Consider the following 14,103-nt stretch of genomic DNA (forward strand, 5'->3'; position numbering starts at 1 on the left):
TCGGCCGGACGGGGCCTGGCCGCCGCCGGGCCTCCGTCGAGGTCTCGGCACCCGCCCTGACCACGGGTCTTTACTCGTTCTTGGTCATACGCCATGCTCGTGGCAGGGAACGCGAGTGGAAGCGGCGGGCGGAGGGCCGGTGACGGGGACACGAATACCGCGGGCGGCGGCGCCACGGGTGCCGCCGCCCCGCGCTGCCGAGGACCGTGGTGTCGAGGACCGCGCTGCCGATTGCCGGACGGGCGCGGATCGGATCGTCCGTGCCGGTGTGCACGAGCTGCGCGGCTCCGGGCCGGCCGTGCTGCGCTATCCCGCCGGTGACCTGTTGGTCGTCACCGGGCTGCCCGGCAGTGGGAAGAGCACCCTGATGCGCCGCAGTGTCCGCGCCCCGCTGGTGGATTCCCAGCTGGTCCGCGAGGAGTACGCGTCCCGGCTGCCTGGCCGCCTCCCATACGCGCTGTACCGTCCGCTGGCCCGGCTCGCGCACTACCGTCGGCTGCGCCGGGCGGTGCTGGACGGCGGGCCGCTGGCCGTGCACGACTGCGGCACGCTGCCCTTCGTCCGGTCCTGGCTGGTACGGGCCGCCGCCCGGCAGGGGCGCCGGGTGCACCTGCTGCTGCTCGACGTGGACCCGGGGGAGGCCCGGGCAGGTCAGCAGCGGCGCGGCCGGTGGGTCTCGCGCTACGCCTTCGCCCGGCACCGGGGCGCGGCCGCCCGGCTGCGCGGACTGCTGCTCGGGGCGGGGCGACCGCCGGTCGGCTGTGCGTCGGCCGTGGTACTCGACCGGGGTGCCGCGCGCGCCCTGCGGGAGATCGACTTCTCGGCGCCGTAGTGTCGGGCGGGTCCGCGCCGGGCGCCGGTCGCCGGTGGGCGGGCCCGAGGCGCGGCCGATGCCCCGTCATCTCCCCCCGCCCCCTCCCTGGTCATCTCCCCGTCAGGAGCGCTGATGCGCCGTACTGCCCGGGTGCGCTCGCGTGCCCCCCGCCTGTTCCCCTGCGCCGCCGCGCTGGTCGCCGCGGCCGGTCTGAGCCAGTTCGCCGCCCCGGCCCCGCACCGTACGGTGGCGGCCGTCTGTGACGGCACTGCCGCCGATGCCGCTGCCGACCCCTCCGCCCGGAAGCCGGCGGGCAGTCAGGCGGGCCGGGACCCGAACGCCGTGAGTGCCGACCGGGCCCGGGCGATGCAGGCGGACCTGGAGCACCGGCTCGCCGCGATCGGCCCCGTCCACGTCCCGCTGGCCGCCGAACCGACCACCGTCCCGGTGTACGTCCACGTGATCCACTCCGGGGACGCCGGCCGGCTGGGCGAGGGTGCGGTGGCCGCCCAGATCGACCACCTCAACGCCTCCTACGGCGGCCAGGGCGAGGGCAACGCCCCCACTCAGTTCCACTTCGACCTGGCCGGCACCGACTACACCGACAACGCCGGCTGGTACTCCGGCATGACCCCCGGCTCCGCCGCCGAGCGCTCGATGAAGAGTGCCCTGCGCAAGGGTGGCGCGGGCACCCTCAACCTCTACACCGCCCACCTCGGCCAGTCCCTGCTCGGCTGGTCGACCTTCCCCGACGTCTACCGCTCGAACCCGGTCGACGACGGCGTGGTGGTCCTGGACGACTCGCTGCCCGGCGGCCCCGCCACCCACTACAACGAGGGCAACACCGCCACCCACGAGACCGGTCACTGGCTCGGCCTCTTCCACACCTTCCAGGGCGGCTGCCTTCCCCCGGGCGACTACGTGGACGACACCCCGCCCGAGCGCAGCGCCGCCTACGGCTGCCCCGAGGGCCGGCACACCTGCCCGGGCGGCGGGCTCGACCCGATCCACAACTTCATGGACTACAGCTACGACTCCTGCATGACCCAGTTCACCCCGGGGCAGGCCCAGCGGATGTCCAACTCCTGGGCTGCCTACCGCAGTTGACCAGGATCGGCCGAGGTCGATCGAGGTCGGCCGCGGGCCGGGGCGGGAGGCCGGTCAGCAGCAGATGTGGAGGTAGAGGAGCGTCCGGCCGTCGGCGGCACGGAACTCGTACGCGTGGTGGTCCTCGGCGAGCGCACTGAGCCAGGCGGCCGGACGCTCCTCGGGGGTCAGCAGTACCGGGACCAGCGCCTCCGGGAAGTCCTCGTGCCAGCCGTCCCAGCCGCCCAGCGTCATCTCGTCGGCGCCGGCCGCCAGCCGCTTGGCCAGCCGCCGGTCCAGCGGGCCGCGGGCCAGTCGCCAGTAGCAGCCGCGGGCGTCCTGGAAGCCGCCGGCCGCCACGGGGGTCAGGCGGTGCGGTCCGGAGCTTCCGTCGGCGGGCGGCAGGGTGGCGGCGACCTCGGCGATGACCTCGGCGAAGCCGCCGGCGCGGCGGCGCGGTTTGCTCGGCATGGGGTCATTCTCGCTGGCGGCGCCGGTCGGCGGCACCCGAATTGAATGCGGAACGCCGGGTGCGGCGTGGCAACTACCGGGCGCATGCCCGATTTGATCTATGTTCGGACGATTGGTTCCGAGCAGGAGTGACCGAAGGAGCAACCGCATGAGTGCCAACACCCGGATCGTCGTCGGCGTCGACGGCTCGCCCGCCTCGGAGCAGGCGCTGCGCTGGGCGGTCGACTACGCCAAGGCCGTCGGCGGGACGGTCGACGCCGTCACCGCCTGGGAGTACCCCGCCTTCTACGGCTGGGGCGGGACGGCCGTCCCCACCGGGGAGTCCCTCAATCCCGAGGAGCTGGCCGGCCAGACCCTGGCCGAGAGCGTCGCCAAGGCCGTCGGCACGGACCCGGGGGTGCCGATCAGCGAGAGCGTGATGCCCGGCAACGCGGCCGGCGCCCTGCTGCAGGCGGCCAAGGGCGCCGCGCTGCTGGTCGTCGGCAGCCGCGGTCTCGGCGGCTTCTCCGGCGTGCTGCTCGGCTCGGTCAGCCGCCACGTCACGGAGCACGCGCCCTGCCCCGTGGTCGTGGTGCGGGAAGGCCAGGTCGAGGCCCCGTAGCCGAGGCGCGTAGCGGCGAGGGGCCGGTGCCGCACCGGGCCGCCGCGCGGACCAGAATGGAGACATGCCAGAAGGTGACTCCATCTACCGCGTGGCGGCCCGGCTGCACGAGGCCCTCGCCGGTCAGCAGCTGACCAGCGCCGAGCTGCGGGTGCCCGCGCACGCCACCGCCGCGCTCGCCGGGCGCCGGGTGCTGGAGGTCCGCCCGCGCGGCAAGCACCTGCTCACCCGCCTCGAAGGCGGGCTCACCCTGCACACCCACCTGCGGATGGACGGCCACTGGGAGGTCTACCGCCCCGGCGAGCGCTGGACCGGCGGCCCCGCCTTCCAGATCCGCGCCGTCCTCGGCACCGAGCACGGCACCGCCGTCGGCTACCGGCTGCCCGTCGTCGAACTGCTGCGCACCGCTGACGAACGGCGGGCCGTCGGCCACCTCGGCCCCGACCTGCTCGGCCCCGACTGGGACCCGGTCGAGGCCGTCCGCCGCATCCTCGCCCGCCCCGCCCGGCCGCTCGTCGAGGCCCTGCTCGACCAGCGCAACCTGGCCGGGATCGGCAACGTGTACGCCAACGAACTGTGCTTCGTCGCCGGGGTCACCCCGTGGACCGAGGTCGGACAAGTGCCGCACCCCGACCGGCTGGTGGAGCGGGCCCGGCAGATGCTGGAGGCCAACAAGCTGCGCCCCGGCCACATCACCACCGGCGACACCCGGCCCGGCTACCGGCACTGGGTCTACGGCCGGGCGGGCCGCCCCTGCCCGCGCTGCGTCACGCCCGTGCTGACCGGGCGCCAGGGCGAGGCCCCGCGGGACCGGGCGGTGTTCTGGTGCCCGTACTGCCAGCGCGGGCCGGCCCCGACCGCCCCGGCTGCCAGAGCCGCTGAGGCCGGAACGTCCGCAACATCCGGCGCGCCTGCCGCGCCCGCCAGGTCCGTTAGGTCCGCTCGACCAGGGCGGGGTGCCGCGGGTCGTCTACCCGTACGGTGAGGTCGGCGGCCTCGGCGGGCCCGGTCTCCGCCTCGTAGCGGGCGAAGGCGGGCAGCGTCCACTGCTCGTCCGCCGGAGTGCGGCGGGCCAGCGCGGCCGGGGTGAGCGCCAGGTGGACGCTCAGTTCGAGCGGCAGCCAGCGGCCGAGCAGCAGGGCGCCGTCCAGCAACAGCACGCCACCGGGCGGGAGTTGGACGTACGGGGCGCGGGTCGAGCGGTCGGTGGCCGGGTCGCGCAGCGAGGGCAGCACCCGACCGGTGCCGCCCGGCTCCAGCGGGTCCAGCACCTCGCGCAACAGGGCGCCGTCGTCCAGCCAGAGGTCGTGGAAGGCGTCCGCGTCCCGGTGGCCGTACTCCAGCCGGATCGAGGCCGGGCGCAGGAAGTCCACCGCCGACACCCGTAGCGCCGGGCGGCCGCGCAGCCGCAGCGGCTCCACCAGGGCGTCGGCGAGCAGCCCGGGCCGGGCGGCCGCGGCGCCGTCCACGGCGACCCGCAGCCACCGCTCGCCGGCGCCGGGCAGCTCGGTGATCCGGTCGGCGAGCAGCTCGGCCAGCTTGTCGGGGGAGATCGGGTGTACCTGCACCAGCACATCCTGCCGCCCGGGGCGCTCCCGGCCCAGCGGTTTCAGGTCAGCGGTTCAGGCCGGCGCTCTCAGGTCAGCGGTTCAGGATCGCGCTCTCAGGTCAGCGGGAGCGCGTGCAGGACGTCGTCGTGGCCGGCGTAGAGGCGGGAGTCGTCGGCGGCCAGGTTCCAGACGTCCTTGCCGGGGCCGGAGTCGTGGAAGGTCCACCCCGGGGTGCCGGTCGCGGTGTAGATCGCCGCCACCCCGCCCGCCGCCGGACCGGGGACGTACAGCGTGCCGCCGACGACCAGCGGACGGCTGCGGTTGTCCAGCAGGAACGGCAGCTTGACGGACCAGAGCACCGCGCCGGTCCGTGTTTCGAGGCAGGTGACGACGCCGTCGTTGCGCAGGACGAAGACCCGGACGGTGTCCGGGACGGGCGGCAGGGCCCGCCAGGACTCCCCCCGGGCGGCGGTGTGGTTCCAGGCCGGCTTGCCGTCGGGGCCCAGCAGGTACACCCCGCCGTTGCTGTCCGGCACGAGGAAGCTCGTCCCGGAGGCGACGCACCAGCCGAAGTCCTGGGTGACGGCGGCGGTCGACACCTCCTCGCCGGTGGTGGCGTCCCGGACCACCAGCTCGATGCGTTCGCCGGTCGACCGGACGCAGGCCAGCAGGTTCTTGTTGTAGGGGGCGGTGGCGGCGACGGGCCGTTCCTGGTGGTCGACCGCGACGGACCAGAGCAGGGAGCGCTGGTCCAGCCGTACGGCGAAGATCCGGCTGCTCGGCGCCGAGGCGTCCGAGCGCGGCCAGCTCAACAGGCAGCCGTAGAGGACGCCCGCGCTCAGGCAGGTGAGCTGGACGTCCCCGTCCAGTTCCTCGGGCAGCGCCAGGCTCCAGTCGGCGGCCGGGTCGGTGAGGTGGTGGGCGTCCAGATGGCCGCGGGAGGTGGCGGTGAACAGGTAGTCGCGCCAGACCGCGATCTTTCCGGCGGGCAGTTCCAGGTCGCTCGGCCAGCCCTTGGGTGCCGGCGGGTCGAACACCAGCAGCCGTCCGGGACGACCGGTGCCCGGGTCGAGGGCCTGCCACCCCGCCTTGGAGAGGAACGCCGGCCCCTGGGGCGCGGCGAGCAGCCGCTCCGGGGTCATCACCTGCGGGCCCCGGTAGGTCCACAGCGGCGTCGGCCCGGACAGCGCGGTCGGCTGCGGCCGGCTCGGCGACGGCGAGGGCGTCGAACCGTCGCCCTCCACCCGGCCCAGCGCCCACGCCGCCCCGCCGGCCGCCAGCACCCCGGCCCCGATCAGCAGCCCGCGCCGGCTCAGCCGGGGGCCGTCACCGTCCGGACCCCCACCGCCGAGCACGTCCCCGGACACCGCGTCCGCACCGTCCGCCTCCCCGTCCCACTGCCAGGCGGCGTCCTGCACCGGCCCCTCGGGCGACTTCATCCGGTCCTCACTCCCACCCCCGGCGGCCACCGTGCCACCACCTGCCGGGGAGGATATCGAACAGTCCCCGAACCATCCCAAGCCACGACCGTGGCCGCACTAGGCTGGTGCGCCCGACCCAACGAGTACCGGCCCGCCCAGGAGGCCCGAGGATGTCCACCGCGACGGCCGAGCAGTACGACGGCTGGACCGAGGAGCAGTGCGCCGACGTGGAGATCGTCGGTGGGGAGGTGGTCGCTCGTCCGAGCCGCTCGGCCCGCCACAACCGGATCGCTCGGTTGGTGGCGAACGCCCTGGACGACGCGGGCGGGGCCGACTGGAACGCCGACTGCGGCTTCGACCTGCGGCTGCGGGACGTGCCGCTCGACAACCGCCGCCCGGACGTGGTGGTCTACCGGGCCGAAACGGTCGAGGAGATGCCGGCCAGGCCGGAGCACGTGCTGCTGTTGGTCGAGGTCGTCTCACCGGGCTCGGAGACCACCGACCGGGTGGTCAAGCCCGACCAGTACGCGAAGGCCGGAATTCCCTTCTACTGGCGGGTCGAGCAAGCGGCGGGCCGGGTGGCGGTCGTCCACACCTGTCTGCTGGACGAGGCGAGCCGGGTGTACCGGGCCGGGGAGGTGTTCACCGGACTGGTGAAGGCCGCGGTGCCGTACCCGGTGGAGGTCGACCTCACCGATCTGCCGTAGCGCGTCACCTGCACGGTGGAGTGGTTCGCTCGGCCGGGTGAGGGCGTCCGTGCCGGGGCGGGTGGGGCCGGTGGGCCGGCCGGGGCGGGCGGGGCTCGTCTTGACACGGTTCCGGGCCGGACGTAGCAAGGGAGCATGCGCGATCCGCGGCCGACCGGCGGGGACGCCGAGCCGGTCCGTGCGGCGGGCCCGGAGGCGGCGCACGCGCGGGACGAGCTGTTGGCGGAGGCCGTCCGGGAGGTGCTGGCGTCGACCGCGGCGTACGGGGCGATGGTGCACCTGCGCTCGCGGGACGGGCGGTCCCTGGTGCTGCGGACCCTCGCCGGGGTGCCGCTGTCGATCATGAGTCCGTTCCGCCGGGTCGCGGCCGCCGGGCCGCTGCCGGTCGCGGTCTGCTTCCGCACCGGGCGGACCGTCACGCTGTCCGACTCCGAGGACACCGTGCGGCGCTTCCCGCAGCTGGCCGTCGGGCTGCCGTACGACTTCGTCTCCGCCTGCGTGCCGGTGGGGCACGGCGGGGAGCGGTTCGGGGTGCTCAGCGTGCTGTGGCCCGCCTCGGACGACGGGGTGCCGGACGGGGACGGCGGGCGGCCGGAGGCGGTCGCCTCCCGGCTGGGCGCCGGGCTGGCCGGGGTGGCGGCGGCCGGGCAGCCGGTGGAGCCGGCCGGGGACGCCGCCGTGGTGGAGCTGTCGCCGCCGACGGCGGTGACCACCCGGGTCGGGCTGTTCGACTGGGACGTGGCCAGTGGCGCGCTCGCGGCGGACGTGCAGTTCCGGGAGATCTTCGGCTTCGGGCCCGGTGAGTTCGACGGCACGGTGCGCTGCCTGACCGGCCGGATCGCCCCCGGCGACGTGCCCGAGTTCCGGGCCGCCGCCCGCACCGCCCTGGAGCACGGCGAGGTGCTGGCGGCCCGGGTGCGGGTGCTCGGACCGGCCGGCCGCCCGTACCCGGTGGAGCTGTGGGCCCGGGTGCCCGGGGCGATCTCCGACGGCGGGACCCACCTGGTCGGCGCCGTCCTGGACGTCCGCGCCCTGACCGCGGCCGCCGCCGCCGTCGAGCGGCTGCACGAGGGCCTGCTCTCGCTCGACCCGGACGGCCTGATCAGCTACGTCAACCGGGCCGCCGAGCCGCTGCTCGGGGCCGGCGCCGAGGAGCTGGTCGGCCACCACCCCTGGGAGGTGCTGCCCTGGCTCGCCGACCCCTTCTACGAGAACCGCTACCGCGCCGCCCTGCTCTCCCAGCAGCCCACCGCCTTCCTGGCCGTCCGCCCGCCGGACGGCTGGCTCGCCTTCTCGCTCTACCCCGACCCGCACGGCGTCACCGTCCGGATGGTCGCCGCAGAGGCCCCGCCGGGCGCGGCCGAGCCGCCGACCGCCCTGGCGCCGCCCGCAGCCACGGCCGGTGCGGGCACGGGCGGTGCGGGCACGGGCGGCGTCGGCAGCACCCACCACCTGCTCCAGCTGGCCAGCGCGCTCACCGAGGCCGTCACCGTGCGGGACGTCTGCCGGGCGGTGGCCGAGGAGATCCTGCCGGCCTTCGGCGGCCAGGAGCTCGCCATCTACGGGGTGCGCGAGCAGCGGCTGCACCTGGTCTCGCAGAGCGGCTACCCCGACGGCTTCCTGGACGGCTTCGAGGGCACCCCGCTGGACGCCCGGGTCCCCGGCGCGGAGGCGCTCAGCACCGGCACCCCGATCTTCTTCGAGTCGGTGCGCGAGCTCGCCGCCGCCTACCCGGGCCTCGCCCTGGACGAGATGGGCGCCTGGGCCTTCCTGCCGCTGATCGCCTCCGGCCGCCCCGTCGGCAGCTGCATCCTCGGCTTCGACCGGGCGCACCCCTTCACCGTCGAGGAGCGCGGACTGCTCACCGGCCTCGGCGGCTTCATCGCCCAGGCCCTGGAGCGGGCCCGGCTGTACGACGCCGAGTTCGTGCTGGCCCGCGGCCTGCAACAGGCCCTGCTGCCGCACCGGCTCCCGCAGGTGCCCGGCATCCGCACCGCCGCCCGCTACCTCCCCGGCACCCAGGGCATGGAGATCGGCGGCGACTGGTACGACGCGATCGTCACCGGCGACGACCTCACCCTGGTGATCGGCGACGTCGAGGGCCACAGCGTCGGGGCGGCCGCCGCGATGGGCCAACTGCGCAGCGCGGTCAGGGCGTTCGCCAGTGGCGGCGAGCCGCCCGGCCAGGTGCTGGCCCGCACCAACCGGCTGCTGCTCGACCTCGACCCGGGGCTGCTGGCCAGCTGCTGCCTGGTGCGCCTCACCCCCGCCGACGGCACCGTGCGGATCGGCCGGGCCGGCCACCTGCCGCCGGTGCTGCGGCACCCGGACGGACGGGCCGAGGCGCTGTACGTGCCGGGCGGGCCGCTGCTGGGCGTGGACGAGGGGGCGGCGTACCCGGTCAGCGAGCTGCGGCTGCGGCCCGGGTCGCTGCTCGCCCTCTACACCGACGGGCTGGTGGAGGACCCGGCGCTGGCGATCGACCAGGGGGTGGACCGGCTGCGGGCGGCGCTGGCGCACGGGCGGGCGGGGGAGGCACTGGAGGAGCTCGCCGAGCGGCTGCTGCGCGAGGTCGGCTCGACCGGGCGGGTGGACGACGTGGCGCTGCTGCTCACGGCCTTCGGGACCGACGGCGGCGTGGGCGGCCTGGACGGCGGGACGGACGGCGGGGTGGGCGGAGGCCCGGGCGGCGCCGGAACGGCGACTTTCGTCGGCCCGGGCGGCGACGAAGGGTGACCGCGGCCGGGGCGGCCGCCCGGTTAGCCTCGACGGGTGGAAGCAATCGCACGGGCCTGGTCGACAGTGGTACGGACGGCGCTCCCGGGGCCCTGGCGCCCCCGGCGAGTGGTCGGCGAGGCCGTGGCGGCCCTGCTGATGGGCGTGCTGGCGGCCCTGCTGGAGTTCGTCGCCGCCACCGACCTGGCGGTGCCCTTCGGGCTGGCCGTCGCCGCGCTGTGGCTGCTGCGGCGCGGCTTCCCGGCGACGGTGCTGGTGCTGGCCGGGACGCTGGCGGGCTGGTCGCTCGGGCCGTTCCCGCTGCTGGTGTGCGCGGGCTGGGTGGCCGGGGCGCGGATCGGCCGGGTGTGGCGACTGGTCGGCGCCTTCGTGCTGAGCTACCTGATGTTCTCCATGTTCGGGATGCTCAAGGACGGCGCCTCGTACTCACCCAAGCTGATCATCGGCTTGTCGCTCGGCGTCTTCCTGGTCTTCGCCGGTCTGCCCGCCCTCTACAGCCGCTACCGGGCGCAGCGCCGCGCCCTGCTGGACGCGCTGCGCGAGCGCAACGACCAGCTGGTGCGCGAGCGGGCGATGGTGGTGCACCAGGCCCGGCTGCGGGAGCGGCACCGGATCGCCCAGGACATGCACGACAGCCTGGGCCACCAGCTGGCGCTGATCTCCGTGCACTCGGGCGCGCTGGAGGTGGACCGCACCCTCAGCGACCGGCAGCGGGAGGCGGTCGGGGTGCTGCGGCAGGCGGCGGTCGCGGCCATGCGCGAGCTGCGCGAGGTGGTCGGGGTGCTGCACGACGAGTCGACGGCGGTGCCGCCCGCGGTCGTCGGCGCCCCGGGGCCGGCGGGCTCGCGCGGCGGGGTCGACGGGATCGAGGGGTTGGTGGAGTCCTCCCGGGCGCCCGGGACGGTGGTGGAGCTCTGCGTCGAGGGGGAGCGGCGGCCGCTCGCGGCGGCGGTCGACCACGCGGCGTACCGGATCGTGCAGGAGGCGCTCACCAACGCGCACAAGCACGCCCCCGGCGCGCCGATCGCGGTCGCGCTGCGGTACGAGCCCGACGCGCTGGTGGTGGAGGTGACCAACCCCCGCGCGCCGGAGCTCGTGGGCGCGCGCGCCGGCGCGGGGCCGGTGGTGAGCGGGGGGCAGGGGCTGACCGGCCTGCGGGAGCGCGCCCGGCTGGTCGGCGGCATGGTGCACGCGGGCCCGACGCCCGAGCAGGGCTTCCGGCTGGCCGCCGTCCTCCCGTACGAGGGGGCGGAGGCCGAGGGCGCCGCCGCCCTGACGGCCGAGGAGGAGTGGGCGGCCGGCGGGCTGCCGCCGGTGGACGGCGCGGAGGACGGCCGGCGCCGCCCGGCGCTGGGCTGCGCGGCCGGGGTGGGGGCGGTGACGCTGGTCGTGGCGGGCCTGGTGGCCTGGGGAGTGGTGGCCTTCGTCCGGGGCGCCAGCGACTCGACGGTGCGGCAGTCGGTCTACGACCAGATCCGGGTGGGCGACTCGCGGGGCGAGGTGCTGAAGCAGCTCCCGCCCGGCAACGACTTCTTCACCTCCGACTTCCAGTCCGCCGGGCCGCCCCGGCCGGAGGACTCGCACTGCCGCTGGTACTCGCTGGCGAAGGAGGGCCAGGGCGACTCCTGGTCGGACAACCACGTGGCCCGGTTCTGCTTCAAGGGCGGGGTGCTGGTGGAGAAGGTGGAGTACGTGACCGGCTGACGCCGCCGTTCCGTCGGGGGCCGCGCCGGTCCGTCGCGCGGGGTCCGTCGCGCCGGCCCGCTTCCCCGGCCCCGGGCGGGAGGCGGGTGCGGCCGGGATGTGAGGATGGAGTTCCAGCCGCACCACCGTTCGAGGGGAATGACCAGCGTGATCCGAGTCCTCGTCGCCGACGACGAGCCGCTCATCCGGGCCGGGATCAGGATGATCCTGGGGTCGGCCGAGGACATCGAGGTGGTCGCGGAGGCCGCCGACGGCCGGCAGGCGCTGGAGCTGGCCCGGGCGCACCGGGTGGACGTCGTCCTGCTGGACATCCAGATGCCGGTGATGGACGGACTGACGGCGCTCGGGGAGCTCGGCAGGGTCGCGCCCGGCGCACGGGCGATCATCCTCACCACCTTCGGGGAGCGCGAGAACGTCCTGCGCGCCGTGACCGAGGGCGGCGCCGGGTTCCTGCTCAAGGACACCGCGCCGAACGAGCTGATCCAGGCCGTCCGGGCCGCGGCCGGCGGGAACGCCTTCCTCTCCCCGGCCGCCACCCGGCACATCGTGGACTCGCTGGCCGCCGGGCGCAGCGGCTCGGCGGCCGCTCGCAGCGCGCAGGCGCGGCGCCGGCTGGAGGTGCTCACCGGGCGTGAGCTGGAGGTGCTGGCGCTGCTCGGGGAGGGCCTGTCCAACGCGGACGCGGGGGCCCGGATCCACATGAGCGAGGCGACGGTGAAGACCTACGTCAGCCGGATCCTGGCCAAGTTGGGCTGTGAGAACCGGGTCCAGGCGGCGCTGCTGGCGCGGGACGCGGAGCTCGACGGCCGTAGCTGAGCGGGGTCGCGTGGTCGCGGTGGGTGTCGCCGGTGACGGATGCCACTCAATCGGCGGTCCGAATCGGGAACTCCGGATGGACTGGTGACGGTCCGTCATTTTCCGATTGCGGACGGTCGATGGTGTGCGGGAGTCCACGAACGGACAGATGTGAGCGCGGGCACGGAAATTGATCGTTCGATCTTTAAAATGCGGTCAAACCTGGTCGAACCGGGCGCCTTTTCTTGATCGATACCGCCGGTAACAGTCAACTGACCTGCGAGAACCAAGAATTGCTTGCTGAGCCCCGGATGTGCCCCTAGCTTTCTTGGCGGCGCAACGAGCGCCACCCGGGTTCACCCCGACGCACGGCCCGCCGACTGACCCCCGGCGCGAGGGCGGTGCCCGCCGACGAGACCGGCCCGAACGGGCCGTCGGCGAGTGGAGGTGGCCGGGGCGGCACGGCACGTCCGACACGTGCCCGGCCGCCCGACGAGCGAGGTGAGCGCAACCGACCGGCCCGTGTCCCGGGCCTGGTTCCGCCTGCCCGCCCGGGGCTTGCCGAGAGGACATTCATGACTTCCCGTCACGAGACCGCCGCTGCCACCGAGACCACCACCAGCAAGCGCAACCGCCTGCGGATGGCGGTCGTCGCGGGCGCCGCCGTCGCGGCCCTGCCGGTGGCCGGCCTCGTCACGGCCACCTCGGCCTCCGCCGCACCCTCCTCGACCTGGGACGCCGTCGCCCAGTGCGAGAGCGGCGGGAACTGGAGCATCAGCACCGGCAACGGCTTCAACGGCGGACTGCAGTTCACCCCCTCCACCTGGGCCGCGTACGGCGGAACCGCGTACGCCCCCCAGGCCAACCAGGCGACCAGGGCGCAGCAGATCGCCGTCGCCGAGAAGGTGCTCGCCTCGCAGGGGCCGGGGGCCTGGCCCGTGTGCTCCCAGAAGGCGGGCCTGAGCAAGGGCGGCGCCCCGGCCGCCGTCGACACCTCGGCGGGCTCGGGTGCCGCGGACCGGGCGGCGCCCGCCGCCAAGCCGGCCAAGCGGTCCGCGAAGGCGGCCCCCAAGGCCGCGCAGCAGGCGGCTCCGAAGGCGGCCGCCCCGAAGGCGCAGCCGCACGCCGCGCAGGCCCCGCAGGGCCGCCCGTCGGCCAAGCCGGCGCAGTCCGCTCCGGCGGCGGCGAAGAACGCCACCGGTGGCGAGTACACCGTCCGCAGCGGTGACACGCTGAGCGACATCGCCGCCAAGTTCGGCGTCGACACCGACGGCCTGTACGGCAAGAACGCCCGCACCATCGGCGCCGACCCGGACCTGATCTTCCCCGGGCAGACGCTGACCGTCTGACGCTCCACCACGCTGCGACGCGATCCGGCGGCCACCCCTGCGCGGGGTGGCCGCCCGGCGCGTTCGGGGTCCTGGCGCATCGGGTTCGCTGGAGCCCTGCACCAGTAAGGTCGTCTGATGGTCCGACTGATCAGTGACAGCGAGCTCAGCGCCTCCTCCGTGGTGGCCAACAGCACCATGAACCGCGAACGCGGACTCGGTGGCGTGAACAGCTACACCCGCGAGCTGGGCTTCGACCCCGCCGCCTGGCTCCGGGAGCACGGTGGCGCCGCGCCCGGCTGGCTGGACCTGTGCAGCGGGGAGGGACGGGCACTGGCCGAGGCGGCCGGGGCGCTGCCCGCCGGCGCCGAGCTGACGGGGGTGGACCTGGTCGGACCGCTGGTCCCGCCGCCCGTCCTGGCGGCCGGGGCACGGCTGCGGCTGGTGACGGCGGCGCTCGCGGACTGGGTGCCCGAGCGGTCGTACCAGCTGATCACCTGTGTGCACGGCCTGCACTACCTCGGCGACCAGCTCGGCGCGATCGCCCGCTCCGCCGCCTGGCTGGCCCCGGACGGCCGCTTCGCCGCCCACTTCGACCCGGAGTCGGTGCGCCGCCCCGACGGCTCCGGCGCGGGCCGGGCGGTGCTCGCCGCGCTGCGGGCGGCCGGGTTCGAGTACCGCGCGCGCCGTCACCTGCTGCTCCTGGACGGCGGACGGTCGGTCGTACTGCCGTTCGCGTACGTGGGCGCCGACCCGGCGGCCGGGCCGAACTGGACCGGGCAGCCGGCGGTCGGGTCGTACTACCGGCGGGCGGTCGTGCCCCCGGGGCGCGCGGAGTCGTGGGCGAACGCTGTAGTTGAACGTTGAACGCAACGTCTGAATACCGCCGG

General features: G+C 75.5%; 13 protein-coding genes. 10 read left to right on the plus strand and 3 right to left on the minus strand.

Features of this window, described 5'->3' with window-relative positions; translation table 11 throughout:
- The first annotated feature begins 268 nt into the window (after positions 1-268).
- Both ACFV8H_RS06775 and ACFV8H_RS06780 read left to right on the plus strand, forming a co-directional pair.
- On the plus strand, positions 269-832 hold the full coding sequence (locus ACFV8H_RS06775; RefSeq protein ID WP_380397083.1) for an AAA family ATPase: 564 nt from the start codon (positions 269-271) through the stop codon (positions 830-832).
- A gap of 114 nt (positions 833-946) precedes the next feature.
- Entirely contained in the window at positions 947-1,921 is a 975-nt protein-coding gene (locus ACFV8H_RS06780) for a zinc metalloprotease (RefSeq protein ID WP_380397085.1), read from the plus strand.
- Positions 1,922-1,975: 54 nt separating this feature from the next.
- On the opposite strand, the gene ACFV8H_RS06785 is transcribed toward ACFV8H_RS06780, so the two are convergent.
- Positions 1,976-2,371, minus strand: coding sequence for a hypothetical protein (locus tag ACFV8H_RS06785; protein ID WP_380397086.1), 396 nt, complete (start codon positions 2,369-2,371; stop codon positions 1,976-1,978).
- Positions 2,372-2,519: 148 nt separating this feature from the next.
- Between ACFV8H_RS06785 and ACFV8H_RS06790 the strand changes: the two genes are divergently transcribed.
- Both ACFV8H_RS06790 and ACFV8H_RS06795 read left to right on the plus strand, forming a co-directional pair.
- Positions 2,520-2,972 (plus strand): universal stress protein, encoded by a 453-nt coding sequence (locus ACFV8H_RS06790; protein WP_380397088.1) that lies wholly within the window; start codon positions 2,520-2,522, stop codon positions 2,970-2,972.
- Positions 2,973-3,036: 64 nt separating this feature from the next.
- The gene (locus ACFV8H_RS06795; protein ID WP_380397090.1) at positions 3,037-3,957 is read left to right on the plus strand and encodes a DNA-formamidopyrimidine glycosylase family protein; all 921 of its coding nucleotides are present in this window, start codon (positions 3,037-3,039) and stop codon (positions 3,955-3,957) included.
- Here ACFV8H_RS06795 and ACFV8H_RS06800 read toward each other — a convergent pair.
- Together ACFV8H_RS06800 and ACFV8H_RS06805 are read right to left on the minus strand one after the other, a co-directional pair.
- Entirely contained in the window at positions 3,905-4,540 is a 636-nt protein-coding gene (locus ACFV8H_RS06800; protein ID WP_380397092.1) for a uridine kinase, read from the minus strand. The two genes, ACFV8H_RS06795 and ACFV8H_RS06800, sit on opposite strands and share 53 nt — an antisense overlap.
- Positions 4,541-4,635: 95 nt before the next feature.
- Positions 4,636-5,961 (minus strand): PQQ-binding-like beta-propeller repeat protein, encoded by a 1,326-nt coding sequence (locus ACFV8H_RS06805; RefSeq protein ID WP_380397094.1) that lies wholly within the window; start codon positions 5,959-5,961, stop codon positions 4,636-4,638.
- 152 nt (positions 5,962-6,113) lie between these two features.
- Between ACFV8H_RS06805 and ACFV8H_RS06810 the strand changes: the two genes are divergently transcribed.
- From ACFV8H_RS06810 to ACFV8H_RS06835, 6 genes are all read left to right on the plus strand, one after another.
- Entirely contained in the window at positions 6,114-6,650 is a 537-nt protein-coding gene (locus tag ACFV8H_RS06810) for a Uma2 family endonuclease (RefSeq protein ID WP_380397096.1), read from the plus strand.
- A gap of 135 nt (positions 6,651-6,785) precedes the next feature.
- A complete protein-coding gene (locus ACFV8H_RS06815) occupies positions 6,786-9,386 on the plus strand; it encodes a SpoIIE family protein phosphatase (protein WP_380397098.1) in 2,601 nt (866 codons plus the stop codon).
- A 36-nt stretch (positions 9,387-9,422) separates the two neighbouring features.
- Positions 9,423-11,090, plus strand: a complete 1,668-nt coding sequence (locus tag ACFV8H_RS06820) for a sensor histidine kinase (RefSeq protein WP_380397100.1) — start codon at positions 9,423-9,425, stop codon at positions 11,088-11,090.
- 147 nt (positions 11,091-11,237) lie between these two features.
- On the plus strand, positions 11,238-11,906 hold the full coding sequence (locus tag ACFV8H_RS06825) for a response regulator (RefSeq protein ID WP_380397230.1): 669 nt from the start codon (positions 11,238-11,240) through the stop codon (positions 11,904-11,906).
- A gap of 554 nt (positions 11,907-12,460) precedes the next feature.
- Positions 12,461-13,234: a transglycosylase family protein gene (locus ACFV8H_RS06830; RefSeq protein ID WP_380397102.1), complete on the plus strand. Its 774-nt coding sequence runs from the start codon at positions 12,461-12,463 to the stop codon at positions 13,232-13,234.
- Between the two features lie 117 nt (positions 13,235-13,351).
- Positions 13,352-14,080, plus strand: coding sequence for a class I SAM-dependent methyltransferase (locus tag ACFV8H_RS06835; RefSeq protein ID WP_380397103.1), 729 nt, complete (start codon positions 13,352-13,354; stop codon positions 14,078-14,080).
- Positions 14,081-14,103 lie beyond the last annotated feature (23 nt).

It is taken from the genome of Kitasatospora sp. NPDC059827, from assembly GCF_042731675.1.
Lineage (GTDB): Bacteria > Actinomycetota > Actinomycetes > Streptomycetales > Streptomycetaceae > Kitasatospora.